The 24,885-nt window shown below is 50.7% G+C and carries 19 protein-coding genes; 5 read left to right on the forward strand and 14 right to left on the reverse strand.

Annotated features, from left to right (window positions below):
* Positions 1 to 69: 69 nt before the first annotated feature.
* The gene (locus tag AC3RCL_RS18255; RefSeq protein ID WP_036665360.1) at positions 70 to 1,092 is read right to left on the reverse strand and encodes an NADH:flavin oxidoreductase/NADH oxidase; all 1,023 of its coding nucleotides are present in this window, start codon (positions 1,090 to 1,092) and stop codon (positions 70 to 72) included.
* A 166-nt stretch (positions 1,093 to 1,258) separates the two neighbouring features.
* On the opposite strand from AC3RCL_RS18255, the gene AC3RCL_RS18260 reads away from it, so the two are divergent.
* Complete coding sequence (locus AC3RCL_RS18260) at positions 1,259 to 2,107, forward strand: polysaccharide deacetylase family protein (RefSeq protein WP_492531200.1); 849 nt, start codon at positions 1,259 to 1,261, stop codon at positions 2,105 to 2,107.
* Positions 2,108 to 2,187: 80 nt separating this feature from the next.
* On the opposite strand, the gene AC3RCL_RS18265 is transcribed toward AC3RCL_RS18260, so the two are convergent.
* The 3 genes from AC3RCL_RS18265 to AC3RCL_RS18275 all read right to left on the reverse strand — a co-directional run bounded on the left by AC3RCL_RS18265 (position 2,188) and on the right by AC3RCL_RS18275 (position 5,257).
* Positions 2,188 to 2,919 (reverse strand): 3D domain-containing protein, encoded by a 732-nt coding sequence (locus AC3RCL_RS18265; RefSeq protein ID WP_492531202.1) that lies wholly within the window; start codon positions 2,917 to 2,919, stop codon positions 2,188 to 2,190.
* A 186-nt stretch (positions 2,920 to 3,105) separates the two neighbouring features.
* A complete protein-coding gene (locus tag AC3RCL_RS18270) occupies positions 3,106 to 3,828 on the reverse strand; it encodes an amino acid ABC transporter ATP-binding protein (protein ID WP_192572328.1) in 723 nt (240 codons plus the stop codon).
* On the reverse strand, positions 3,815 to 5,257 hold the full coding sequence (locus tag AC3RCL_RS18275; protein ID WP_036665363.1) for an ABC transporter substrate-binding protein/permease: 1,443 nt from the start codon (positions 5,255 to 5,257) through the stop codon (positions 3,815 to 3,817). The genes AC3RCL_RS18270 and AC3RCL_RS18275 overlap by 14 nt, the downstream gene beginning before the upstream one ends.
* 577 nt (positions 5,258 to 5,834) lie before the next feature.
* Here AC3RCL_RS18275 and AC3RCL_RS18280 point away from each other — a divergent pair.
* Positions 5,835 to 7,583 carry an alpha-glycosidase gene (locus AC3RCL_RS18280; protein WP_492531205.1) on the forward strand — a complete coding sequence of 583 codons (1,749 nt, stop codon included), beginning with the start codon at positions 5,835 to 5,837 and terminating at the stop codon, positions 7,581 to 7,583.
* A 91-nt stretch (positions 7,584 to 7,674) separates the two neighbouring features.
* Here AC3RCL_RS18280 and glgA read toward each other — a convergent pair whose 3' ends face one another.
* A complete protein-coding gene (gene glgA / locus AC3RCL_RS18285; RefSeq protein WP_096773407.1) occupies positions 7,675 to 9,108 on the reverse strand; it encodes a glycogen synthase GlgA in 1,434 nt (477 codons plus the stop codon).
* Entirely contained in the window at positions 9,105 to 11,084 is a 1,980-nt protein-coding gene (gene glgB / locus AC3RCL_RS18290; protein WP_492536402.1) for a 1,4-alpha-glucan branching protein GlgB, read from the reverse strand. The genes glgA and glgB overlap by 4 nt, the downstream gene beginning before the upstream one ends.
* A gap of 223 nt (positions 11,085 to 11,307) precedes the next feature.
* Here glgB and AC3RCL_RS18295 point away from each other — a divergent pair, with 223 nt between their 5' ends.
* On the forward strand, positions 11,308 to 12,522 hold the full coding sequence (locus AC3RCL_RS18295; RefSeq protein ID WP_096773405.1) for a glucose-1-phosphate adenylyltransferase: 1,215 nt from the start codon (positions 11,308 to 11,310) through the stop codon (positions 12,520 to 12,522).
* Between the two features lie 147 nt (positions 12,523 to 12,669).
* Here the strand turns inward: AC3RCL_RS18295 and AC3RCL_RS18300 are convergent, their stop codons facing one another.
* The 6 genes from AC3RCL_RS18300 to AC3RCL_RS18325 form a co-directional block, all read right to left on the reverse strand.
* The gene (locus tag AC3RCL_RS18300; protein WP_277748631.1) at positions 12,670 to 13,197 is read right to left on the reverse strand and encodes a GNAT family N-acetyltransferase; all 528 of its coding nucleotides are present in this window, start codon (positions 13,195 to 13,197) and stop codon (positions 12,670 to 12,672) included.
* A 185-nt stretch (positions 13,198 to 13,382) separates the two neighbouring features.
* On the reverse strand, positions 13,383 to 14,837 hold the full coding sequence (locus AC3RCL_RS18305) for a sensor histidine kinase (protein WP_492531208.1): 1,455 nt from the start codon (positions 14,835 to 14,837) through the stop codon (positions 13,383 to 13,385).
* The gene (locus AC3RCL_RS18310) at positions 14,834 to 15,532 is read right to left on the reverse strand and encodes a response regulator transcription factor (RefSeq protein WP_009589197.1); all 699 of its coding nucleotides are present in this window, start codon (positions 15,530 to 15,532) and stop codon (positions 14,834 to 14,836) included. Before AC3RCL_RS18310 ends, AC3RCL_RS18305 begins: the two co-directional genes overlap by 4 nt.
* 3 nt (positions 15,533 to 15,535) lie before the next feature.
* Positions 15,536 to 16,780: a hypothetical protein gene (locus AC3RCL_RS18315; protein WP_139083827.1), complete on the reverse strand. Its 1,245-nt coding sequence runs from the start codon at positions 16,778 to 16,780 to the stop codon at positions 15,536 to 15,538.
* Positions 16,781 to 16,920: 140 nt separating this feature from the next.
* Positions 16,921 to 17,640 carry a phosphonate ABC transporter ATP-binding protein gene (locus AC3RCL_RS18320; protein ID WP_009589188.1) on the reverse strand — a complete coding sequence of 240 codons (720 nt, stop codon included), beginning with the start codon at positions 17,638 to 17,640 and terminating at the stop codon, positions 16,921 to 16,923.
* A gap of 83 nt (positions 17,641 to 17,723) precedes the next feature.
* A complete protein-coding gene (locus tag AC3RCL_RS18325; protein WP_277748629.1) occupies positions 17,724 to 18,905 on the reverse strand; it encodes an MFS transporter in 1,182 nt (393 codons plus the stop codon).
* 129 nt (positions 18,906 to 19,034) lie between these two features.
* Between AC3RCL_RS18325 and AC3RCL_RS18330 the strand changes: the two genes are divergently transcribed.
* Together AC3RCL_RS18330 and AC3RCL_RS18335 are read left to right on the forward strand one after the other, a co-directional pair.
* On the forward strand, positions 19,035 to 19,952 hold the full coding sequence (locus AC3RCL_RS18330) for an ArsR/SmtB family transcription factor (RefSeq protein ID WP_015734705.1): 918 nt from the start codon (positions 19,035 to 19,037) through the stop codon (positions 19,950 to 19,952).
* A gap of 16 nt (positions 19,953 to 19,968) precedes the next feature.
* Entirely contained in the window at positions 19,969 to 20,706 is a 738-nt protein-coding gene (locus AC3RCL_RS18335) for an HAD family hydrolase (protein ID WP_213577925.1), read from the forward strand.
* Positions 20,707 to 20,779: 73 nt separating this feature from the next.
* Here AC3RCL_RS18335 and AC3RCL_RS18340 read toward each other — a convergent pair whose 3' ends face one another.
* Positions 20,780 to 23,071 (reverse strand): type IA DNA topoisomerase, encoded by a 2,292-nt coding sequence (locus AC3RCL_RS18340; protein WP_492531213.1) that lies wholly within the window; start codon positions 23,069 to 23,071, stop codon positions 20,780 to 20,782.
* A 115-nt stretch (positions 23,072 to 23,186) separates the two neighbouring features.
* Positions 23,187 to 24,674, reverse strand: coding sequence for a glutamate synthase subunit beta (locus AC3RCL_RS18345; RefSeq protein WP_015734702.1), 1,488 nt, complete (start codon positions 24,672 to 24,674; stop codon positions 23,187 to 23,189).
* Positions 24,675 to 24,885 lie beyond the last annotated feature (211 nt).

Raw genomic sequence — 24,885 nt, forward strand, 5'->3', positions numbered from 1 at the left:
GGTTGTTAAAAGTCATCTTGGGATCACCTTATCGGTGCTGAAATCTGAATTTTGAACACGCACTGATTCTTAATATCCACGTTCATACTGCTTCGGAACTTTCTGTTCTTCATCAAGCGCTTTGGCAGCATGAACCGCCCAGTACGGATCCCGCAGCATGCCCCTTCCGATCGCTACCATATCCGCCTTGCCCGACAAAACCACCTCTTGGGCGACATTGTAATCATCAAGCAGCCCTACTGCAATCACTGGGACCTTCAGCAGTTGTTTGAACTCCGCAGCCAGATCGACCTGATAACCCGGCTTCGCTTCCGGACCGCCATTGGAACCGACGACCCCTTCTCCTCCGGAGGAGATATGAAAAATATCGACCCCGGCATCCCGGTATCGTTTGCAGATTTCCGCACAGTACTCCACATCATAACCGCCGTCCACATATTCTTTTGCAGATACCCTCATGATGATCGGCATGCCTTCGGGCAGCACTTCCTTAACGGCCTGGACAACCCGTTCACCGAACAGGGGGAGGTCTTGGCCATATTCGTCACTGCGTTGATTCGTCAGCGGCGAATGAAACTGATGGATCAGGTAACCATGCGCGCCATGAATCTCAACCGTGTCGAATCCGGCTTCAACAGCCCGGCGAGCTCCTTCCCTGAAGGCCTGTATGAGATCTTCCACTTCGGCAGTGGAGAGTGCCTTCGGCATTTTGTAATGGGAACTGAACGGGATTGCCGACGGGGCTACCGACGGCTCGGCATCCTGCGCCTTTCGGCCGGCATGGCCGAGCTGGATACCAATCTTGGTTCCATAAGAATGCACGGCTTCGACAATGCGGCGATAGGCAGGAATTTGATTGTCGTCCCAGATCCCGGTATCCTGATTGGTTATGCGTCCGTCCGGGTGAACGCCTGTCATTTCCACAATAATTAAGCCAGTGCCTCCCACGGCACGGCTGACGTAATGCACAAAATGCCAATCATTCGGAATCCCGTCCCCGGCCTTTACGGAATATTGACACATCGGTGGCATAACAATGCGGTTCTTGAGGGTCAAATTCTTGAAATTGTAGGGTGTAAACAAGTCAGCCAAGCGATTATCTCCTTCCACATCCAAATGATTAAGATGTAATAAAATCTGTTAGGGGTTATTATACACCTTTCCGAGGGAAAACTAAAAACCGTCGAATTCCCATATTGAGGATAATTGTTTGTCCAACTGGGCATACCATACTAAAAAGCTAAAGGGGCCGATCGTGATGTTCAAAAGATGCCGCGCAGGAATCTGCCTGCTGTGGATCCTTTCATTCTTTTTCGTTGTGCCGGGCATCCCGGCAAACGCGTCCGGTTTACATAATCTGACACCACAACCTCAGGATGCTTCCGTCATGTCGGAGTCCGGCCAAGTCATGGATCATTCGAAGCGAAATCAGAGCAAACCATCAGACGACGCGCCGTCTTTAAGCCAATTGCTGAGGAAATACCCGGACACGTTTCGCGCAAGCGGACCACGGGTCAAACAGGTGGCGCTTACCTTTGATGATGTACCGGATCCCCGATTTACCGGAAAAGTACTCGATGTGCTGAAGGAACAGCAGGTGAAGGCCACCTTTTTTGCAGTAGGAGACCGTGCCAAGAAACACCCTGAGCTCATGAAACGCATTCATGAAGAAGGACATGCTATTGGCAATCACTCTTACAATCACGCCCAACTGAACAAGCTGAGCCTGGAGAAATTCAAAAGCCAAATTGAGCGTACCAACACGATTTTGAAGTCGCTGACCGGAGTCGACCCGCGGCTGATCCGACCGCCTTATGGCGATATTAATGAAGAGCAGCTCCAATGGGCGCGCAAAAACGGGTACAAGGTCGTGAATTGGAATGTCGATTCCCTCGATTGGAAAGGACTGCATAAGGAAGAGGTCAAGAGTAATATTATGACTGCGGTCGGCCCGGGATCGATCGTTCTCCAGCATGCCGGCGGCGGCGTGGGTTCCGATCTTACCGGTACCATCGATGCGCTCCCGGACATCATAACGGAACTGCGAAACAAAGGGTACAGCTTCGTGACGCTTCCGGATATGTTAAACGTGCCGGAATCGCGATAGAGCCTGCATAAACGCAAAAAGACGGCTGACTGGAAGTTGACCAGTGAAGCCGTCTTTACGATTCATCATGAATATATGAATTAATCGATAATGAACAATTTGATATCCTGGATGCCGAATTGATTTACGGATGATTGGGAGCCTGGGATGAAGATATCAATCTTATTCCCTTTTATGGCTCCGCCGATATCACGTGCTTCTGCCACAAATGCCTTTTTAGGCAATCCTGGATGCTCATGTCCTGTTACAAGGACCTTGGTACCGAGCGGAATTACCTTGGGATCAACGGCGATGGTGCCAAGCTTAAGGGAATTCCCGAAATAGTCAACCGCGCCCCAACCGCCGTTCTCGCTTGCAGCAGAGGAATACGCAGTAGCTTTAACGGATAAAGTTTTGCTGTAATTAAACGTCTTGCCCCATGCTTCGACTACGTTATTCTGCGGGATAACATTCAAGCTTGGCGTGAAACCGGAGTTTCCTGGAGCGATTGGCGCCGCGGATGCCGACGAGTTCATCGATACCGTCCCTGGTATGTTGATTTTGAGCCCCTGGTAAATATTCGTTGCCTTTATTGTTGGGTTAGCTTTCATCAGCTTGTCCATATTAACGCCGTACTGTTTGGACAAGAAATAGAACGTATCGCCGTTCTTAGCAACATGCACGGAGCTTGCATGTGCTTGCAGCCCGCCTCCGGCAAAAGTCAGTCCGAGTGCCACGGCTGTAATGGTAAACCATTTTGCTGTTCTTCCAGCGATCTTATTATTTTTGTTAAGTCCACGATTTCTTGTCCAAGATTTCATTTGTTGTAACATCTAAAGATGCCTCCCTTATATGTAGCTTGGTAAATCGGATGTAGTATGTCAACGAACATGAATATATCACAATTTTGTAACCTATACCGCAAGCAATTGTTACCAACACACAAAGAAAAACAGCGCCGCTGCCTGAAACACCAGGCTAGGCGCTGTTTTTAATTTGTTACATTCCGGATGAAAAAGTTACAATACCTTGCTTAAAAACTCTTGCGTACGGGGATGGGTCGGATTGCCGAACAGTTGGTCCGGCGTGCCTTCCTCCACGATTTTGCCGCCGTCCATGAACAGGATCCGATCTCCCACTTCGCGGGCGAAGCCCATCTCATGGGTCACGATGACCATCGTCATTCCGCCTTCGGCAAGCTTCTTCATCACTTCCAGAACCTCGCCCACCATCTCGGGATCGAGTGCGGAGGTCGGCTCGTCAAACAGCATGACATGGGGCTGCATGGCGAGTGCTCGCGCAATGGCAATTCTCTGCTTCTGTCCGCCGGACAGCTGGGAAGGATAAGACTCCTTTTTGTCCTGCAGTCCAACCGATTTCAGCAGCTCGTCTGCTGTAGCCTCGGCTTCCTTCGCCGAAACCCCTTTTACTTGGATAGGGGCGAGCGTAATGTTATCGATGACCTTTTTGTGCGGAAACAGGTTAAACTGCTGAAACACCATGCCCATTTTCTCGCGGGTGGCATTGATATTGTGGTTCTTGGCGGTGATCAGCTCACCCTCGAATGAAATTTCGCCGCTGGTCGGCACTTCCAGCAGATTGAGACAGCGCAAGAAGGTGCTTTTACCGGAGCCGCTCGGTCCGATGACAACCACCACTTCTCCTTTTGCAATCTCGATATTGATGCCCTTCAGTATTTCCAGCTTGCCAAACGATTTATGAAGATCCTTAACGGTTATCACTTGCACTCAACTTCCTTTCCCAGACACCCAGAAGCTTCGAAAGAACGAATGTCAGTATAAAGTAGATCATGGCCGCCACAAGCAGCGGGTTCAGCGGGGCAAAGGTTGAACCGCGCAAAATCTGGGCTTGGTACATAATATCGAATACCCCGATGAACGATACGATGGACGATTCCTTGATAATGACAACGAATTCGTTACCGATCGCAGGGAGTACCCCTTTCAGCGCCTGCGGCAAAATGATATGACGCATGGCTTTGCCCTTGGTCATCCCGAGTGAGCGTGCGGCCTCCAGTTGTCCCCGGTCCACGCCCTGAATGCCTGCGCGGAATATTTCTGCCAAATAGGCAGCGCTGTTGATGGAGAGCGTCAAAATACCCGACTGGATCGGTGAGAATTTAATATCAAACGCCGCCAAGCTGTAATGGATAATAAACAGCTGGACCAGCATCGGCGTGCCGCGGATGATTTCAATATATGCGGTAGCCAAGAACTTAAGGATTTTTACGCCGGACATCCGCATTAACGCGATAATCAATCCGAGAATGAATCCGAAAAATACGCCGAGGGCCGAAATAAGCAACGTAAATTGAATGCCTTTGGCATAATAGTCGCGATATTTCCAGAAAAATTCAAAGGTATTCAAGTTCTCTGCTGTTCGTCCTGCAGCCAGATCGCTGGCATCGTCGACAAATTTCTGGATCTGGTTATTTTCTTTTAAGCGCTCGAGCGTAGCATTAATGCTGCCAAGCAGCTCCTCGTTTCCTTTGCGGACCCCGATGGCATATGCGTCGTTCTCCGCCGTCGGCTTGGCATCCGTGATGGCCATGGTCGCTTCATTCATGTTGGTCTTTGCGATCGGGTACTCCGCAAGGACGACGTCCACGCGCTCGGATTCCAGCTGCAGCAGCAAATCCGGGATTTTATCGAGCGATACTACATTGGCATTCGGTATCGTTTTTGCGATGGATTCCTGAATGGAGCTTTTCTGAACCCCGATCCGGGCTCCTTCCAGGCTTTCAAGCGTGTTGAATTTCAAGGCGTCTTCCTTGCGGACTACGACCGATTGTTCCGCAGCGTAATAAGGTTCCGAGAAATCAATGCTTTTTCGGCGGTCTTCCGTCGGATTCATGCCCGATATGACGAAATCCACGCGGCCGCTCGTCAGCTCTGGCAAGAGCGCATCAAAGGACGTATCCTTGATAATGAGCTCTGCGCCAAGATCCTTGGCGATTTCCTTCGCGATATCGATATCAAATCCGACGATGGTATCCACGCCATCTATCGTTTTATGGAACTCATATGGCGCATAGTCGGCACTTGTTCCGAGAATTACCGTTTTCTTCTCGCCTTCCGCATGGACGAGGCTGCCGAAAGACAGCACGACCACCATGAACAGGGTCATCCACGCTGTAAATTTACGTTTCATATGTCTCATTTCTCCCCTAACTGTTACAAATAGATTAAACCTTTAGAAAAAAAGCAACTGAGTCATTATAAAACAGGATGCATGAATATGCAATGAAAATTGATGGGTTTTCAATTTGTAACTTACAGGCAAAATCAACTTGTAGTATGTCATTCCACTATTTTAATACAACGGTCAAATCATCATACCCTTAAAGTGATCATGTCACACATGATTCAGTTTGTGGAATATAACTAATTATTAAAATAATCAAGCGGGTTTGAATCCATTCTATCCCTAAAATAAATGGAATTTAATGTTTATATTTCATCCTAACCGCAAGCTTCTCCTCTCCCTACATTAAAATGTAAACACAGGACTTTAGAATTATCCAAAATAGGAATTAAAGATATGGAATATAGGAAGGGAACACTTTACGGACGGATGCATAATCTATCGGCTGCCTTCCCATCTTATAGAAGCGCATGATTTCGGTCCATCTACATTGCAAGCCGCCTGTCTCATTCACGCATGATTCAGGCAAGCCAGCAGCTGGTTATTAATTAGCTATAGCTTTACTCATATAGGAGGTGTAACCATGCTGTTAGAAGCGCTGTATCATGTTCCTAGAGATAAATGGGCTTATGCTTACGATACACACACCATTCATCTTCGGATTCGAACCAAGAAGAACGACATTGATTCAGTTGTTGCCATGACGGGCGACAAATATGATTGGGACCGTACGTACTTCGAGATCACCATGGAAAAGGCCGCCTCTGACGACATGTTTGATTACTGGGAATGCGGAGTCAGGCCCAAATACAAAAGGTTGTCATACGGATTCCGGATTCATGCGGGAGACGAAACGGTGTATATGGTCGACAGCGGAATCGGATGGGATTACCCCTATCCGCCGGCAGGCTACTTTGAATTTCCGTACATACATGAAGTCGATGTATTCAAAGTACCGGAATGGGCCAAAGAAGCCGTATTCTACCAAATCATGACGGAACGCTTTGCCAACGGGAACCCGGCCATCAGTCCTGACGGAACCGAAGCCTGGGGCGGCAAGCCGGAGGTGGACAACTTCTTCGGCGGTGACCTGCAGGGCGTGCTGGATCACCTGGATGATCTGGTTGACCTGGGCATTAACGCCATATATTTTACCCCCCTCTTCCTCTCCCCCTCCAATCATAAATACGACACGGTAGATTATAAGCAGGTGGATCCGCACTTTGGCGATAACGAACTGTTGAAAAAGGTAGTGGATACTTGCCACGCAAAAGGCATTCGTGTGATTTTGGATGCGGTATTCAATCACTGCAGCGAGGAGTTCCCGCCCTTTCAGGACGTCCTGAAGCATGGCGAGAAGTCCAAATATGCCAGGTGGTTTCATGTGAACCGGTTTCCTTGCGAGATCAAGGACGGCATACCGACATACGACACCTTCGGCTTCTTCGGAAACATGCCGAAATTCAATACTGCCAATCCCGAAGTCAAGGCGTACTTGCTGGGCGTCGCCGAGTATTGGATTAAGGAGATCAAGCTTGACGGTTGGCGTCTGGATGTCGCGAATGAAATCGACCATCATTTCTGGCGGGATTTCAGGCAGGTTGTCAAGAAGGCCAACCCCGAGGCATACATCGTAGGCGAGGTTTGGTCCGACTCGTTGATCTGGCTGCAAGGCGACCAGTTCGATTCCGTGATGAATTACCCTTTTGCCGATAAGGTGCTGGAGTTTTTCAACGGCAACATGGACGGACTCACCTTCGCCAACCGCATCGGCTCGATCCTGATGCGTTATCCGCAGCAGACGAACGAAGTAGTCTTCAACCTGCTTTGCAGCCACGATACGCCCAGGCTGCTTACCCGCGTGGGAGAAGATATCCGGCGCATGAAACTCACCGTCGTATTCCTGTTCACCTTCATGGGCACGCCGTGCATCTTCTACGGGGATGAAATCGGCTTGACCGGGGATGGAGACCCGGATTGCCGCAAATGCATGGAATGGGATCCCAAGAAGCGAAACCAGGAGCTGTATGCATTTTATCAAGGCATGATCGCGCTGCGGAAAGAGCATAAGGCCTTGCGGCAAGGCCGCTTCCGCTTCCTGCAGGCGAATCTTCATGATCCTTGCATCGTGTACGAACGTGCCGACGAAACCATGCATTTTATCGTCTGGATCAACAACAGCGACTCGAAGCGTACCCTATCGCATCCCATCGTCACGACCGATTGGATCGATGCCGAAACCCAAGAGCCTGTAAAACCGGTAAACGGTACGATGCATATCGATTTGGAACCGTACGCGTATCGCATTTTATGCCGGGAATTGAAACATTAGCTTCGATCATATTCAGACAGCGCAGGGGTGCCCGGATAGCTTGTTATTCCTTCGCTATCCGGGCACCCCTGCGTCATGAAAGCCATGGTTATTATCGGCTGGTGATCTGCTGATAGATTTCCTGATATTCCTTTGCCGAAACGTTCCAGCTGTAATCCCCGCCCAGTGCGTTCTTGCTCACTTTACGCCAGTGCTCGGGCATTCGATACATGGAGGTCGCGCGGCGGATGGTGTTCATCATGTCATGCGCATTGTAATCCTTGAAGGAGAATCCGTTCCCTTCGCCCGTATACTCGTTGTATGCCTGAACCGTATCGTTCAGTCCGCCCGTTTCTCGGACAATGGGTACGCTGCCGTACCGCATGGCGATCAGCTGGCTGATACCGCACGGTTCAAATTTGGAAGGCATCAGGAACAGGTCGCTGCCGGCATAAAAACGCCGCGATAACGGCTCATTGAACCGGATCTGGGCCGACATTTTGGTGGGATAGCGATTTGCCGCTTCCCTGAACCAATGCTCATAGGAAGGATCTCCCGTTCCCAGGACAACGAACTGAATCTCGTCATAGTAGAGCAGCTCATCCAGAATGCGGATAACCAAATCGAGTCCTTTCGAATCGACCAATCGCGTTACCATCGACATCAACGGAATATGCGGCGCCACGGGAAGATTCAGCTCTTCCTGTAAGGCGATTTTGTTCTGCGTTTTTTTGTTCAGTCCGCTCCGGAACTTCATGGCGAGATGCGGATCTGTCGCCGGATTGTAGCTTTTGGTATCAATGCCGTTCACAATCCCGCTCAATCTCGAGCCCTGGGCCGACAGAAGTCCGTCAAGTCCGTATCCGTAATAACCCGTCTGGATTTCCGTGGCATAGGTTGGGCTGACCGTCGTTACGTGATCTGCGTAAACGATGCCCGCTTTCATGAAATTCACGTTTCCGTAATACTCCACGCCTTCGGCCGTGAAATGCCGGCTGTGAATGCCGAGCAGATCAACCAGCACCTCGTACGGGTATACGCCCTGATACAGCAGATTATGGATCGTGAACACGGTTCGAATCCCCGCATAGAAGGGATCATGACGATAGACGTCTTCAAGAAGCAGCGGAATCATGGCGGTATGCCAGTCGTGACAGTGAAGCACATCCGGCTGGAATCCGATTACCGGCAGCACCTCAAGCACGGCACGGTTGAAGAAAGAGAAGCGTTCGCCATCGTCCATGTAACCATAAATGCCGTCTCGGCCAAAATAGTACTCGTTATCCACGAAATAGATCGTTACGCCGTCTTCCACCAGGGACTCGATGCCGCAATATTGCTCGCGCCAGCCTACCCGCACCCGGGTTTCTCCCACATGCTCCATTCGCTCTCTGTATTCTTCCGGAATGCCGCGATATTTCGGCAGCACGACTCGAATATCCTCGCCCATGCCGCGAAGGGATTTAGGCAAAGCAGCGATCACATCCGCCAGTCCGCCTGTCTTGATGTATGGTCCGCATTCCGAAGCTGCAAATAACAATTTCAATCCTGCTTCCCCCTTTTGCTCCGTATCGTTTTTTGTTCTGTTTTCTCTCTTGCCGCTGCCGCCTTCAGCGACGCGTCCGATCGATCTTGCGATTTCCTCGATCGAGGCGGCTTTTTCTTTAAAACAACCATGCCTAATGGAGGCAGTTTGATCTCCAGGCTGTGGGTTTGGCCATGCCAGATCTTCTTCTCCGCTTTCATCTCACCGTCGTTCAGCAGTCCGGAGCCGCCGTAATCGGCATGATCGGAATTCAGAATTTCCACATATTTCCCCGCTCTCGGCAAACCGACCCGATATTGGTCATATGCCTTTGGCTGAAAATTAATGACGATGATCAGCGTATCGCCGGGCTTGGTGCCCATTCTCATATACGATACGACACTCTGCTCATGATCATCGGCGCTGAGCCATTCGAAGCCTTCCCATCGGTGATCCTGCTCCCATAGCGCCTTTTCATCCACGTACATGCGGTTTAGAGCTGCCGTATATGCCAACTGCTTGCGGTGGCTTTCATAGTCCAGCAGCAGCCAGTCGAGCTGTTCCTGATCCTTCCATTCGATAAACTGGCCGAACTCTCCCCCCATGAACAGCAGATTCTTCCCGGGCTGGGTGATCTGGTATCCAAGCAAAATCCGCAGACCCGCAAACTTTTGTTCGTAGCTTCCCGGCATTTTATTAAGCAACGATTTCTTTCCATGGACGACTTCATCGTGTGAAAGCGGCAATGTAAAATTCTCCGAATAGGCATAACAAATGGGAAATGTCAGTAAATTATGATGGGTAGGCCGCTGATCGAACTCTTGTTCAATATAAGACAGCGTGTCGTTCATCCAGCCCATATTCCATTTGTAATTGAAGCCAAGACCCCCTTCATGCACAGGTGCCGTAACCCCCGCCCATGCGCTCGACTCCTCGGCCATCATCAAGGCATTCGGGTAATATCGAAACACGGCTTTATTCAATTCCTGCAGAAAGGATATCGCTTCAAGGTTTTCCAAGCCTCCGTGCTCGTTAAGGCTGTACTGACCCTCACGCTTCTCAAAATCAAGACGGATCATGCTCGTCACGGCATCAACGCGAAGACCATCAATATGATACATATCCATCCAAAATAAGGCATTGGAGATGAGGAATGAAATTACCTCCGGCTTGGCATAATCGAAAGACAATGTTCCCCAGCCAGGTTTCTCGGCTTTTTGGGGGTCTGCATACTCATAAAGAGGCGCCCCGTCAAACTGCCGAAGCCCGTGGGCATCCTTGGCAAAATGTGCGGGCACCCAGTCGAGCAGCACGCCGATGCCGGCTTGGTGCAGCTGGTCGACGAGAAACATGAAATCATGGGGAGTTCCGTATCTGCTCGTCAGCGCATAAAATCCGGTGCCCTGATAGCCCCACGAAAGATCGTAGGGATGCTCCGCCAAGGGCATAAATTCTACGTGGGTATAACTCATTTCCTGCAAATAAGGAATCAGCTGATCGGCCAATTCCCGATATGTAAAGAACGAACCGTCCTCTTTTTGCCGCCAGGTCCCGAAGTGCATTTCATAAATGTTCACCGGCTTGGCATATGGGGATTTGTTCTTCCTTCTCCATGCGGCATCATTCCAGCGATATCCTGAGAGGTCGGTCACCACCGATGCCGTCGCAGGTCGTACTTCGGCATGAAATGCATAAGGATCGGCCTTTAGGAACGTTTCTCCGAAGGGCCCCGTGATCTGATATTTGTAAAAAGTTCCAGTCTCCATCCCAGGGAAAAACCGACTCCAAATTCCCGAATCGGGCATCCTATATAACGGGTCTTGGGAACCATCCCAGCCGTTCCAGTCTCCGGCAAGTCCTACCTGCCTGGCATTCGGAGCCCACACCGTAAAACGCACGCCTCTTTCTCCTTCTTCTGTGGCAAGGTGTGCACCCATACATTGGTAACTGTGAAACCAGGTACCCTCATGAAATAAATACACTTGTTCCGGAGTCATGTTTCCTTCCCTAACTGCTTGGTTCAATCGTCGTCACCTGCTTTTTCTTAAAAATCCAATATTATTAATGCTATTACCCCATTCTAACCAGGTTGAAAATAAAAAATGTCCCTGAAAAATAATTTTGTAATTTTCAAATTACTTTTTCAATATAATCGTTTCAAACCCCGGGAATGTCGTTTATGTAATGAACAACGTGAAAATACATTGGGAGGGAAACGTGATGAAGAAAAAAGACTGTATTGCTATGCTTCTGGCGGGTGGAGAAGGTAAACGATTGGCTCCCCTTACGTCCAGGCTGGCAAAACCCGCCGTTCCGTTTGGCGGACATTATCGTATAATCGATTTTCCTCTCAGCAATTGTGTAAACTCCGGAATCGATACGGTTGGAGTGCTTACGCAATATGAGGCAGAATCATTACACGAACATATCGGCGAAGGCGAACCCTGGGGATTAACACATACAGGACGTGAAGGCATTGCCCTTCTTCCATCCAACAGCACACACCAAGACGGGTACTTGGGAACGGCAGATGCCATTTATAAAAACATTCAATACATCGATGATCAAAATCCAGAGCATGTGCTCATCTTGTCCGGGGACCATATTTACCAGATGGATTACCGGGAAATGCTTGAAGCCCATATGAAGCAAGGGGCTCCTGCCACGATCTCCGTGATGGAAGTACCATGGGAAGACGCCAGCCGATTTGGCGTCATGAGCGTTGACGATAATCTCAATATCATTGAATTTGCCGAAAAACCGGCAGAACCGCAAAGCAATCTTGCCTCCATGGGCATTTATTTGTTCCGTTGGGACTATCTGAAGCAGCACCTGATCGAAGATGCGTCTGACCCGAACTCCAGCCATGATTTCGGAAAGGATGTCATCCCTAAGATGCTGTCCGGAGAAGAGTCGCTGCTAGCATTCCGCTTCCAGGGCTACTGGCGCGATGTCGGCACCGTAGAAAGCCTCTGGGAAGCCCATATGGATGTGCTTAGCCAAAATGAGCTCGTCCTTGAGAGAGCCGACTGGCCTATGTATACGCGTGCTTGGAAAACCAAGCTGTCGGCAGCACGTACCCGAAATGTGGAGCATACGGACTGCCTGATTCATGACCAATGCACCTTCGAAGGAAAAGCCAAAAGCTCCGTCATCTTCTGCGGATCAGAAATCGGCAAATACTCCATCGTGAAGGATAGCGTGGTCATGCCGAATGCCAAAATCGGCAAAGGCGTCCATATCGAGCACGCCATCATCGGGGAAGGTGCAGTGATCAAGGACGGAGCCGTTGTGAAAGGGGCTCCCGGCAATGTCGTGGTCGTAGGACCATACGAGACGGTGCTTCCGAAACCAACGGTTCGTACCCAGCCGGCCCGGCTCCTTCAGGATGTATACGAAAAAGGACGCTTGCGTGCAAATGTCTCTTCATCCTGAACGAATGTCATGAACAGAATAGAGCCCCGAGAATTTCTTTCAGGCCATTAACACAAAAAAGCGATCCGTAGCGGATCGCTTTTTCTCATGTATCGTGCCCTGCTGACTTTGTCTAAGCGCATGCGACGGAGGTTCGAAACTTTAAGATCAAGAAACAAAATTCTTTTCATATAAATTCACGATGCGACCGCCCATATCCTGCTCGGCCACGAATTGAAATCCCTGACGCTGGTAAAATCGATTCAGCGTAGGCAAATGGGATACGCAATCCAATCGGAAGCCCCGTTTCCCTTTGGAAACCAAATACGATTCCGCAAAGGAAATCATTTTGTTCCCAAGACCCAGCCCCCGATAAGCGAAGCGTACGGTCAGACGATGCAAGTAACCGTAGGACGGATCGTCCCGCTTTCCCCAGTAGTCAGGGTCCCCGTACTGCAGCGTAAACATGCCGGCCGCCTTATCTTCATGCCACAGGATGAATACTTCACGCTCTTCCAGGTACTGTGTCATTAGGTCCAGGGAAAAAAGCGAGGGACTCCACTGCTTGCGCCCTTGCTGCTCCATCACCTCGGCCGCCTCCGTTAGAAGCGCCAGCATCTCTCCTGCGTGCACGGCTTCTGCCCTTCGTAGTTCAAACCGCCCCTGCTCCGTTGAAAACATTGCTGCGGATTCCACTCCTGTACTCCCCTCCTCTATAACATAACCCCACAAAGTGGAGCCTGTGCTCCGATGCATATTCCAATTACTTTGCGGGGACCCCAAAACAATCCCCCACAAAGTGGAGACTATGCTTCGATCCTTAGTCCAAATACTTTGCGGGTGTAAAGTTGAGAAAAGCTTTGCCGGATTACCGGCAAAGCTTAGGCCATCGGCCCGTCTGCGTCATCCTCACCGTTCTCCAACCCGCCGGCCATCGGTATTTTCCCCTCAGGCAGCGGCAGCTTGACGATCACGGCTGTTCCGTGCCCGAGCTCGCTTTCCATTTCCATCGTGCCCCCGTGAAGCTCAACGAGCTGCTGCGTGATCGCTAATCCCAGTCCCGTTCCCCCGTTAAGTGGATTCACCTGGAAGAACCGATCCTTTACCCGCCGAAGATGCTCGTCCGAGATGCCGATCCCGTGATCTTGTACGGTAACGATAACAAACTTCTCTTCCATCGCGAAGGACAGGTTGATTACCCCGTTCTCATGCGAGAATTTAACCGCGTTGTCCACGATATTCAGGAATACCTGCTTCAAGCGGTTGACGTCCCCATAGATAATCGGCTTCTCGTCGGACTCCAGTTTGATCTGAACGCCCTTCTTCTCGGCTTTCGTCCACAGATTGAGCATGATCTCTTGCAGCAGCTCCCGTAAATTCACGATGCCCTTCACCAGCTTCATCTCATTCTGCTGGAGCTTGGAGAAATCCAGAAGCTCTTCGACAAGGCCGATTAACCGGTCGGTTTCCTTGGAGATGATCTGCATTCCGATTTTCGTTTCTTCCGGATCGTAGCCGCCGGAGTCAAGCGTTTCGCTCCAGCCCTTGATGCTTGTGAGCGGCGTTCGCAGCTCATGCGAAATCGAGGAGATAAAGTCATCCTTCACCTGATTGCTTCGCACAATCTCCTGCGCCATGTAGTTCAAGGTCGACGAAAGCTCGCCAAGCTCGTATTTGTAGTCGCCCTTGATCCGCACGTTGAACTTGCCTTTGGCCATCTGAGCGGACACCGTGGTAATGTTGTTGAGCGGCTTTACGATGGAATTGGCCAGCCCGATGCTGAAAGCAAGCACGATCGCCAGAACGGCCGCCCCGATGCTGACGGCAAACAGCGTCATTTTCATCAGCTTGTCGTTTACGTATTCCAGCGAAGTCACGTAACGGAGAATATACGTATTTTCAAAACCGTTCGAAACCGACTGGGACACCGCCATCACGATCTGGCCCGTGCCTTGCTGTTTGCCGATCCAACGGCTCGTATTGCCTGCAAGCGCTTGGGTGACATCGCTGGTCTTGATGGTCTGCTCTATTTCGAAGCCGGTCGAAGTTGAGAGTACTTGCCCAGCCGGGTTCAAAATTTGAAGCTCCGTATTATACAGTTCAAAATGGCGAACCATTTCGCTCAGCTGATTGACGTTGTCCGACGAGGTCAGTCGAAAGGGCTGATAGAAATCGTTGGCGGTACGGATATGGTTCACCATATGGTTGTACACCGTATCGTAATAATACGATCGTAATGCGATTAGAAAAATAACCTCAATCAGCAGCAAGGCGATGAACACTACCAGGAAGTAGTGCAGCACGATTTGCCGCCGAATGCCTTTTTTGATGATCATTGTCCCTGACCCTTCCATTTATAGCCGTGTCCCCATACCGTCTGGAGGTATTCCGGCTCGGAAGGATTGCCTTCGATTTTTTGGCGAAGTCTCCGAATGTTCACGTCCACGATTTTGGGATCGCCCATATATTCTTTGCCCCATACGTGATCAAGCAGCACATCACGGCTAAGCGGCGTGTTTTCTTTTTCCAGGAAGAACTGCACCAGCGAGAACTCCGTAGGCGTCAGCTCCACCGGCTGCCCGTTCTTCTTGAATTGCTTGGAAATCAGATCCAGCGTGAACGGACCCGATTGGAAGGATACCTTGGCGGCACCCGCACGCTGAACGTTCACCCTGCGCAGAAGGGATTGCAGCCGGGCGATCAGTTCCGTCGGGCTGAACGGTTTGCTTACGTGGTCATCCGCTCCGACGGATAGGGCATACACTTTGTCCTGCTCCTGAACTTTTGCCGTCAGGAAAATAATGCCGATCCGCTCGTTCGTTTCCCGGATTCTGCGGCATACTTCAAAGCCGTCGATTCCCGGAACCATGACGTCGAGCAAGGCGATATCGATGTCTGGCGTCGTTTGCAGCAAGCGAAGGGCCTCATTGCCGTTCTCGGTCTCCAGCACCTCAAAGCCGTTCCGTTTCAGATTAATTACGATAAAACTGCGAATGGATTCTTCATCTTCTAATATGAGCACTTTACTCAAGGTCTAGTTCCCCTTTCTTTCGATAGGAGCCACATTGTTGCTGCTTGGCTTTTTATCTTTTTTACTCAATTTCAGATCGCCATGGCTTCGATAAGCGATGACGCGGTTTTTCTCCTTCACCAAGATCTCCCAATCGGATTCGGCTTTCCCCCACTGGGCTGTGGAGAAAAACTTGATTTCCGCGACGGACTCTCCCGTGTCGGTCATGACAAAATTCAAATAAGCATTTTTGTTGGATTCCGGCGTAATGGTAATTTTATTGTACATATCCGGCGGAAAATCCAGATAGAAGCGATTATTCATATCGTAGTATCTTTGGAGCACGAATTGAAGCCCTTCTACTTCGTTGCTCTCCCGCACCTCTCCGTCCCACTGGAAGTACGTGGTGAAGAACGGGATTTCGTCCAGGATAAGCCGATCTTCCCAGCCGCTTGGCCTAGTAAGCACACCAAACTCTAAAATACCGTCATCGTTCACGTCCTCGCTCTCAACCGGCAGTTCCTTGTAAGTAAGCAGTTCATCCTGGAGCACGTCAATAAACTTGTTGTCCTCCATGATAATGAGCTTGGAATAGGAAGAGTTGGACACGACCGAAGCATCCAAGATGATACCTTCTTTGTTTTTGGCCACTTTACCTGCGACAACATTGTAATAACTTTCGATATTTGGTCCCAAATCCAGTTTGTTCAGCTCAACGAAAGCATCCTCGAATTTGTCGTATTGATAGGTGCTGATATACGAGAGCTCTTTCTGCTGGAGGTATACCACCGTAATATCCTTGACCTTGTCGCCGTTCATGTCTCCGATATTGAAGTGCGTATACGGCAAAGCCGGGATTTTTTCGAGCGAATCCCCGGAGAATGAATACACGGCCAGCAGGTTCTGAAGATTCTCTTCTCCGCGGGAGAAACCGGCTACGATGTCAACCTTGCCGTCGTTCGTAAAATCAACGAAATCAAATGACTCCAAAACCGTCCCTTCTCCGTCGAAATCGAGGCTCTTCACCCAGGTATCACCCTGCTGCTGCATGATCATGCCGTGGATTTTCACCTCTTCATCCGGCGTCTGATAGAAAACGACGGCTTCCATAACGCCGTCATTGTCCAGGTCATGAATTCGGATCGAACTGCTGTCGACGTCGCTTCGCGGCCGAATGATAGCGCCGTTGTCCAGTTTGATCTTCTGGAGCGCGGACTGGATGGCGCCGTTCAGCGTCGCTTTGTCCGTCGGCAGATCCGGTCGCTTCATTAAAGACACCGGATCCTGGATAAAGGTACAGCCGCTTATGATAAATAGTAACAAGCCGGCCAAGAGGGCTTGCATCACTCTATATTTCAATAAGTATCAACTCATTTCTATGCTTTCGCCTTGCGTCAAGTGATCAATAATTACAGTCTTGACTTCTCGCCATGGGTTAAACGTCTTCCGGTCACATCCACTACCAGCTGGCCGCCCGACAGCCCCATGATTCGGGTGCAGTATTTCTCCGCAAGCTCAAGCGGGATGACGGTAAATACCGTCAGACGCTCTTCCTCGCACAAGGTTTTTAGCGTCTTCAAAACATGCTCGGCAGAGGCCGGATCGAGTCCCGTGACAGGCTCGTCCGCCAAAATCACCTTAGCACCGTGAACGAGCGCCCGGGCAATGGCAATCCGCTGCTTCTCGCCGCCGCTCAGCTCGCCGGCCTTGCGTTTTGCCTTGTCCAGCAAACCCAGGTGCTCGATCGTATCCATGGCTCCCATATAATCATCAGACCGGACCATCCCGGTAACCATCCGCCACAGCGGCGTTTGGCTGGATTGCCCGATCAATACATTCTTAAGCGCCGTTCGATTTACGTTTAGGGAAGGATTCTGCTCGAGATAAGCCCATTCCCGTCGAATTCTTCGTTTTCCGGCGGGATTCATCATATCTTCGCCGTCAATCGTCAGCTTGCCGCCGTCCCATTTTTGCTGCATCGACAGACAGCTCATCAGCAAACTTTTTCCGCTTCCGCTCGCACCGATCAGACCGATCATTTCCCCGTGTTCCATCTGAAATGTGATATCCTTTAACACCGGTGTACGTTCAGGACCCATCGTTTTCTTCAGCCGATCCACTTTAATCATGTTATCGTCTCTCCCGTCAAGTGCATATTCCTACTCTCTAGTTTAGAAGAAAGCGAAAGCAATTGCCATGAGAACGCATGTTTCTATTTATCGGATGAAACGCTGTTGCCTTTGAACCATAAACCCGTGCACGCAAACACAATATACAAGCCGCCGAGCAAAACGAAGATTCCCCCGTTCCACCCGGTTTCCATGATAGCGCCGCCCGCATTCGGCCCTGCGATACTGCCGGCATTGAAATGGAAGGAAGCCACGACGTTGGCCGCCGGCAGCAGCACCCTGGGAAGGATGTCCGCGGCATAAGCCAGACCGAGGGAGAAGAAAGAACCGACCAAGCCGCCGGCCACCGTCAGTAATAGTAAGGTTGCCCAGAAATTCGTTCCGGCTACCGGAATCAGCAGGAAACTGCAGCCTCCCACGATCCCCGCGATCGTCAGCACCCGCTTGCGTCCGAATTTATCGCTCCAGATGCCGAGGGGAAGCTGCAGCAGGAGTCCGCCGATGCCGACAAAGGGCAGCAATGTCGAAATTTCGCCTAAAGTGAACCCGCTTCTTAACCCATAGACCGGGAAATTGCTGTTAATCCCCGCTTCCATGTATCCGTATAAAAATGCAGGAATCAAGGCAAACCAGGCCAGCCGGTAGCTCTTGAGATAGCGGCCGGCCGGCTGCTGCTCTCCTTGCTCGCTTTTTTCCGGCTTCAAATTCGGAAGTTTGAACAGAACGACCAGCAGAATGAACAAGAACAGCACAGCCAGAATCAGAAACGGTACCGCTTCGCCGTATTTCAGAAGAGGAATGCCGAGCGGCCCTATACTAAATCCCAGACCGTAGGACATGCCGTAAAAGGAAATGCTCCGCCCCCGGTTCTTCACGGTTGACATCATCAGCACCCACAGCTGGGCGGCATAATGCAGCGCGCTATCGCCGATGCCCACAAGCACCCGCAGCACAAACCAGACGGCTACGCTCGGAATCAACGGGAAAGCGACCAGCGACAGCATCACCAGCACGAGACCCGATACGATCAGTTTTTTGAAACCGACCCAGCCGAGAAGCCGTTCCGCAACCAGCGTCATGGCAAATGAGCCTACATATAAAGCAGCCGCGTTCAATCCGTTCATGGAGGATGAGATGCCCATCCGTTCCAAAAAAATAGCCAGCACCGGCAATAGCAGTCCCTGGCTTAAACCAGCCGCAACCACGACGGCAATTAAAATAAAATAATGAGTTCTCCCTTGACGGGGGGTAACAGCTTCTGTCACTGAAATATAGTCCTCCTCTAATATGAAAAAACGATGAATTTAAACAGCCAAATGAACATTATAGTGGACAAGCCCAATCGATACAAGCCATAATAATAACAATGCCATCAATTGGGAGGGTATCCGTTCATGAAATATAAAGTTAGTATCGATGTATCCATGGTTTATGAGCTGCTGGGCAGCTTCATGATATATGCAACAAGGAAATGGACCGATAACCTGGATATTGGAAAACAGCTGATAACGGAGATGGATGAGCGTTTGCCGCAGCATGTACGTGTCCAGTTCAGTGGAGCCCGCTCATGGCCGCTCGCGGATTACGATGTCTTATACGCCCTGATCATGCTTCGAGGAGAGCACCTTGAAATCCCTGATTTTCTGGGCTGGATCGAATCTTCCCCGGTGGAAGAGCTTCATGGCCTGCTTCAGCCTCACTTGCCGTCCCTCACGCGGGATGAAACGTCCAGAATTCGAGAAAACTACACACCGTTGATGAAGCTCTGGTATGAGCACTACTTTTCCGAAGTGGAGCCTGAGCTGTACCATCTTCTGGAGGAAGATGCCGAAGAGAAACGAATGCTGCTTCCGAAAATGGACGACGAAAATCTGATCGAATATGCTTCCAGCGGAGTCATTCTGGATAACGTGCCGCAAGAAAACGTGGTCTTGTTCCCGGGTACGCATTTTCGTCCGATCAATACCTATTGCTTCTATGATAATGTACTCCTGCTGCAGTACCCTATTGATATACCGGAAGAAGACGAGGATGAGCCGCCCGTCGTTCTCCTGCGCATGACCGAGGCTCTCGCGGATCCGGAACGTCTGCGTCTGCTGAGATATATTGCGGATGAGCCGAAGGCCGTGTCCGAAATGGCGTCCGAATTGGGACAGCCCTACGAGCAATTGATGCACCACCTGATGATCTTGAGGGCGGCGGGCCTGCTGCGCTCCCATCTGAAATCCGAAAATAACGAAAGATTCAGCCTGCGGCCGGATGGTGCAGCCGAGCTGCAAATGTTCCTGGAGACTTACATTCGACTTTCCTAGTATGAAGGAGCGTACCATGAGTAAAACATCTCAGCATATTATCTTCGACATGGATGATACATTAATACATTGCAACAAGTATTTCGACCTGATTCTCGGCGATTATTTCGAATGGATGACCGAATGGTTTCAGCCTTATGGAGTAACCACCCAAGAAATCCGAGCCAAGCAAATGGAAATCGACGTAGCCGGCATCGACAAGATGGGATTCGCGAGCGCGAACTTCCCCCAGTCCCTAATCGATACATACCATTTTTTCGGCCGAATTCACGGGAGAGATACCTCGCCTAAGGAAGAGGAGCTTCTCTACCAGTTGGGGCTCAGCGTATACGAGCAGGAGATTGAAGCCTACCCCGGCATGGTCGAAACGCTGGAGAAGCTTCGAGAGGATGGCCACTGCCTTCACCTCTATACCGGGGGCGAAACGAGAATACAGAAGCGAAAAATCGAACAGATGAAGCTGGCGGACTATTTTAAAGACCGGATTTATATCCGCCAGCATAAAAACATCACGGCGCTTGAGGAGATTCTCGGCATGGGGTCGTTCGTCCGCTCGAACACGTGGATGATCGGCAACTCGCTCCGCACGGATGTCGTTCCGGCATTGACGGCAGGCATTAACAGCATCTACATCAAGCAGCAGCGCGAGTGGCAGTATAATCTGGTCGAGCTGAAGCAAGAGCCGCATAATGTGCTCTATACCGTTTCGGCGTTGACTGAAGTGCCGGAAGTCATTGAAGAGCATTTAACTTAATCGAACGGACAACGAGCCGATCCTGGAGTAATATCCCGGATCGGCTCGTTATTTTGGCTTAACCCTCGACGTTCTACGATTTTACGGCCGCACTGGAGTCCACGGCCTGAACGGCCAGCTGCCCGTTACCGCCCGCAGCAAGGACAAGCCTGCCCTTATACGTGCTGCCGTCCTCGTTCTTAAAGGATAACACTTGGGTCTTTCCCTGAAGCAGCAAGGATTTCAGCATCGCATGAGAAATTTGTTTTCCGGCAAATTCCTTCCAGATGACATAGCTGCAGCCGGTTTTGAAATTCGCGCAGCCGTAACCTTTGCGTCCTTCAATAATATGCCCGTCACATCCGGGTCTTGGGCAGCGCCCCAAGGGAGATCGTACGGACGGCGCTTCATTTGAAGCGGCAGGCGCTGATTTCGGAGTGGGCTTGCTCGTGCGCTCATTCTTCGCTTTCGAGGCTGGGGCCGCTTTAGACGCGCTTCGCTTCCCTCTTCCTTTGGACTTGTCCTCATCTCCGCCGAAAAGCGACGAAGGCGCCGGACGCTGCGAGGAAACCTTGTTTATGATCGAAACGGTGAACTTTTGCACGTTTTGCATGAATACGTCAGCAGAAGCTTCGCCTTTGGAGATCTGGTGGAGGCGCCGCTCCCATTGGCCTGTCATCTCGGGCGAAGCCAGCAATTCGACGCCGGCATGCCGGATCAGCTCCACCGCCGTTCTTCCTTTTTGCGTTACGGTGATTTTTTTGCCCTGCATCGTAATATATCCGACCTTTTTCAACCGCTCGATGGTGGCTGCCCGGGTTGCCGGCGTTCCGAGACCGCTATCCTTCATCGCATCCCGAAGCGCTTCATCCTCAATGGACTTACCGGCGCTTTCCATAGCCTTCAGCAGCGTGCCTTCCGTATAACTTTTTGGCGGCTGGGTAGCCTTTTCCTTCACTTCGGATTTTTTGCATTGCACCGGCTTGTCGGGCGTAAGGTCAAAGGAACGGTCGTTCCATTCCTGATTCTCCTCTTCCTCGTCCTCTTTCCCCTTCTTGGAAGATTTGGATTTCTTCTTCTCCGTATCCTGGGCAATCAACACCTTCCATCCAAGCGACAAAAGCTCCTTGATTCCCGTCTTGAATGTTTCCCCCTCGACCTCGGTGAGCACCGTATGCTGCTTGTACATGGCCGGAGGATAAAAATGCGACAGAAACCGGGTGATGACCAGATCGTAGATATGCTGCTCTTCCTTGCTGAGCGTGCCCGGCCGCTTTAATGTCGGCAGAATGGCATGGTGATCCTCAACCCGCTGCGGATTGCATACCGCTTTGTTGTTGACGTGCACCCGGTTCGGATCCGCTCCTGCGGCCATTGATGCATACGAGGTCGATTTGAGCATATGAAGGGCCTTGTGCATGCCTTCGATATTCTGTTCATTCACATAGTTGGAGTTCGTACGCGGATAGGAAATCACCTTGTGGCGTTCATATAACGCTTGCGCAAGATCCAGCGTTTTTTTGGCAGAGTAACCGTACTTGGCATTGGCTTCACGCTGAAGCAGGGTCAAATCATACAATTTGAACGGGTATTCTTTCGTTTCCTTCACTTCATATTTAGTGATGGTGCCGTTCTTTCCATGGACCTTGGCTGCAATCGTCTCTGCTTTCTCCTGCGAGGTCAGCCGCTCTCCCTGCCAGGTTCCCGTATACTCCAGCTGATCCTGCTTGAACAAAGCTTTCACGTCGTAGAACGTTTGCGATTCGAAGGCTTCGATCTCCTTCTGCCGGTCATAGATCAGTGCCAGCACCGGCGTCTGCACCCGGCCAACCGACAGCAACGTCTGATGGCGGGTCGTAAAGGCGCGCGACGCATTCATGCCGATCAACCAATCGGCTTCGCTGCGTGCGCGCGCAGCTTGCGTTAAATTCTCGAATTCAACGCCGTCCTTGAGCTCCGCAAAGCCGCGGCCAATGCTTTCCGGCGTTAAATCCGAGATCCATAGTCTTTTTACAGGCTGTTTCAGTTTTAATTGTTGTTGGATTAGTGCGAAAATATATTGTCCTTCTCGTCCCGCATCGCAGGCATTCACGATATGGCTGCAGCGCTTGGCTACCTCTCCAATGACCTTCAGCTGATCCTTGGTTTTCGGATTCGGGATGATTTTGAATTGCTCCGGAATGATAGGCAGGTCCCGTAAATTCCAGCGTTTGTACTTCGGATCATATGCATCCGGCTCCGCCAGCCCAACCAGATGTCCGATAGCCCAAGTTATGATGTATTGCTCACCTTCAAGATATGTACGGTTGTTCTTGGCCCGCGGCTCGATGACCGCAGCGATATTCCGTCCCATATCCGGCTTTTCGGCAATGACCAACGTTTTCAAATGACATTCTCCTCCCCGATGAGCAGCCTGGCTCGGAGGCTAACTCCAAAAAGGACTTCGCTCTCGCGAAGTCCCTTTAACTACTATATTCATGATAGCATATTTAGGAGAAGGATTAAACCAGTACGGTCGCGCCCATCAGATATTTGTCTACCTCGCGTGCCACCTCGCGGCCTTCATTGATCGCCCACACGACAAGGCTTTGTCCGCGGCGCATGTCGCCGGCTGCAAATACTTTATCCACATTCGTCGTATATTTGCCATACGGCGCTTTAACATTGGAACGACGGTCCGTTTCAAGTCCAAGCTGTTCTACCAGCGTCTGCTCCGGTCCGTCAAAACCGATCGCGATGAACGCCATTTGTGCAGGAAACGCTTTTTCCGTGCCCGGAATCGGCTGATACACTTTACGGCCGGTTTCATCTACAATGCGCTCGATTTGAACGGTATGAAGCTCTTTCAGGTTCCCTTCATCATCCCCGACGAATTTCGTGGTCATGATGGAGAATTCCCGCGGATCGTTGCCAAACAGCGCTTTGGCTTCCTCGTGGGCGTAATCCAGTGTATACACGTTCGGGAATTGCGGCCAAGGGTTCGCAATCGGATCGCGCTGCAGCGGAGCCTGTTTATGCGTACCGAACTGGGTAACGCTGCTGCAGCCGTGACGCAGCGCCGTGGCCACGCAGTCGGAGCCTGTGTCGCCGCCGCCGATGACGATAACGTCCTTGTCTTTTGCCGACAAATAGTTGCCGTCTTCAAGACCGGAATCCAGCAGGCTCTTGATCGTTCCGTTCAGGTAATCCATCGCGTAATGGATGCCCTTGAGATCACTGCCCTCAATGTTGAATTCGCGCGGCTTTGTTGCACCGCCGCAGAGTACGACGGCATCATAGTCTTCCATCAGCTGCTTGGCGGGAATATCCTTGCCGATCTCGGTGTTCACGACAAATTCGACGCCTTCCGCCGCGAGCAGATCGACACGGCGCTGCACGATGCCCTTGTCCAGCTTCATGGACGGTATCCCATAGGTCAACAAGCCGCCAATGCGGTCCGCACGCTCGTAGACGGTGACGGAATGGCCCGCTTTGTTCAGCTGTGCTGCTGCCGCCAGTCCTGCCGGACCGGAACCGACAACGGCTACGCGTCTTCCTGTGCGCTTCTCGGGCGGCTCCGGAACGACCCAGCCTTCTTCAAAGCCTTTGTCGATAATCGCCTGCTCGATGGATTTGATCGTAACCGGCTCCCCGATCAAACCGACGGTACAAGAACCCTCGCAAGGCGCTGGACATACGCGTCCGGTAAACTCAGGGAAATTGTTCGTTTTGTGGAGACGCTCCAGAGCTTCTCTCCACAAGCCCCGATATACAAGATTGTTCCATTCCGGGATCAGGTTATGGATCGGGCAGCCCGATGTGCCGCCGACCATATCGATTCCTGTATGGCAGTATGGCGTACCGCAGTCCATGCAGCGTGCTCCCTGGGTCTGGAGCTCATCTTCTTCTAAATGTTTATGAAACTCTTCCCAGTCTTTAACTCGTTCAGCCGGGCTCCGGTCTGCCGGAAGCTGGCGCTGATATTCCATAAATCCTGTTGGTGTAGACATACTGCTTTACCCCCATCCGTTCTATCCATGCTGATTACCATGTACAATTTATCATATCATAAATCATCCGACATCTATCGTCAGATAAGCCAAGAAACAGGTTTCAGCCTGATTTATTTTTTCTATTTATGCTAAAAAAATTTTTATCAAAGCATGAATCCCCACTACTCGCGGCTATTTAAGCAGCCATTTGCATAAACATTAGAAATAT

This window comes from Paenibacillus sp. MT86, from assembly GCF_058792535.1.